This window comes from Acutalibacter sp. 1XD8-33, assembly GCF_003612555.1.
GTDB lineage: Bacteria > Bacillota > Clostridia > Oscillospirales > Acutalibacteraceae > Acutalibacter.
Window position 1 is genome coordinate 1 of the sequence record NZ_RAZF01000079.1, and the last position, 1693, is coordinate 1693.

Below are 1693 nucleotides of genomic sequence, written 5' to 3' on the forward strand. Positions count from 1 at the left end.
AAGCATTCCTATAGAGAATGAAATTTGAACTTTGAAAAAATAAAATCTCCCCGTATGATGTATATGAGTTTCGCGACTTAATACACCAAAAAACAAAGGAGATTTTATAGCAATGAAAGTAAAATATGAAGACCGCCTGAAACAAAAAGTAATAGCAATCACAACCAATACTCTTGTAGTTGGCGTGGACATTGCCAAGAACGACCAGTGGGCAAGGTTTGTTGATTTCAGGGGCATAGAGCATAGCCGTGCCCTGAAATTCAAAAACAGCAAAGGCGGCTTTGAGACCATCTTAGCAAGAATCCGGGAGATATGCAAGGAAGAAAATTTTGCAGAAGCCGTTGTCGGGATGGAGCCAACGGGGCATTACTGGAAAGCGTTTGCAAACTGGCTCGATAAGCAGGAGGGGATAAAGGCTGTCCTTGTGAACCCGTATGCGACAAAGCAGGCGAAAGAGCTTGATGACAACAGCCAGACGAAGTCAGATAAGAAGGATGCGCTGACGATTGCGAAGCTGGTGAAGGACGGGAGGTATTTTGAACTGTACCTGCCCCATGATGTCTATGCGCAACTGCGTGGGCTGTCTACAACAAGGACCGGGTTAAATAAGCGGAAAAATGCACTAAAGAATGCCATAACTGCGGTAATGGATGAATTTTTCCCGGAGTACGCAGAAGTGTTCAAACGCCCCCTTTCCGGCAAGGCGTCCCGCCATATATTAAAAACCTGCCCGTTCCCCAAGTTTATTCTTAAACTGGGTGAAGACGGCGTCACGCAGGAGATAAAAAAAGCAGTAAAGAAAACGGTAGGGAGAAAGAAAGCCATGCAGCTTGTCGATGCGGCGGAAGAATCTATCGGGGTGGATTACGGGGAGGATGCCGCAAGGCTGAAGTTGCGGCTTATGCTGGAAGAATTGGAACTGCTGGAAAAGCAGACAGAAGAACTGGAGGGGGAGATGTCAGCCGCATTAGGGAAAACAGACTATGCGGAGTTCCTGCTAAGCATAAAAGGGATAGGCGTTGTGACACTGGCATCATGCCTGGGTGAACTTGGGGACCCGTCAAGATTTGAGAACCCGCGCCAGATGAGCCGCATGGCAGGATATAACCTGGTAGAAGACAGTTCCGGCAAGAACAAAAGCAGGACAAAAATATCTAAAAGGGGAAGGAAGAACCTGCGGAGTGTGCTTTACCAGATGGCGCTGACAATGGTTGCGACAAACGATGAGATGAAACAGTTATACCATTACCTGAAAACGAGGGAGAAAGCCCCTCTGCGGAAGATGCAGGCGCTTATCGTTATCAGCAAGAAGATACTGACGCTGATCCATGCGCTGGCAAAGAAGAAAGAGAAGTATGATCCGGACAAAGTATTTGGGAATGTCCGCAGAGAGCAGCTGAAAGCTGCCGCCTGAGAATAAAGGGAGCCGGTAATGGCGCGGGGACAAGGAGGACACCTCCATCAGCCCGAAGAGGCAGCAATTAAGCACAAGTCTGTCCCGTGCCTTTATCCATAAAGCAGAATGAAGGAATGTCAGGGCATAGACCCAGCGAGAACTGATAGGGTAAGTGTATGGATAAGCAGCGGCAGAGATAATAGTCATTACATCCATTAAGGGATGATGATATAAAAACACAAAAACAAAAATATGTCGGGAGATATATTGACAAATTTCAAATATTGAGATAGGAGG

1 protein-coding gene is annotated in these 1693 nt (G+C 46.8%); it reads left to right on the top strand.

From position 1 onward, the window contains the following. Positions 1-112 precede the first annotated feature (112 nt). Positions 113-1414, top strand: coding sequence for an IS110 family transposase (locus D7X94_RS17865; RefSeq protein ID WP_120429166.1), 1302 nt, complete (start codon positions 113-115; stop codon positions 1412-1414). Positions 1415-1693 lie beyond the last annotated feature (279 nt).

Coding starts and splice junctions, on each gene's coding strand:
- D7X94_RS17865 (WP_120429166.1), top strand. CDS start 113: ATGAAAGTAAAATATGAAGACCGCCTGAAACAAAAAGTAATAGCAATC.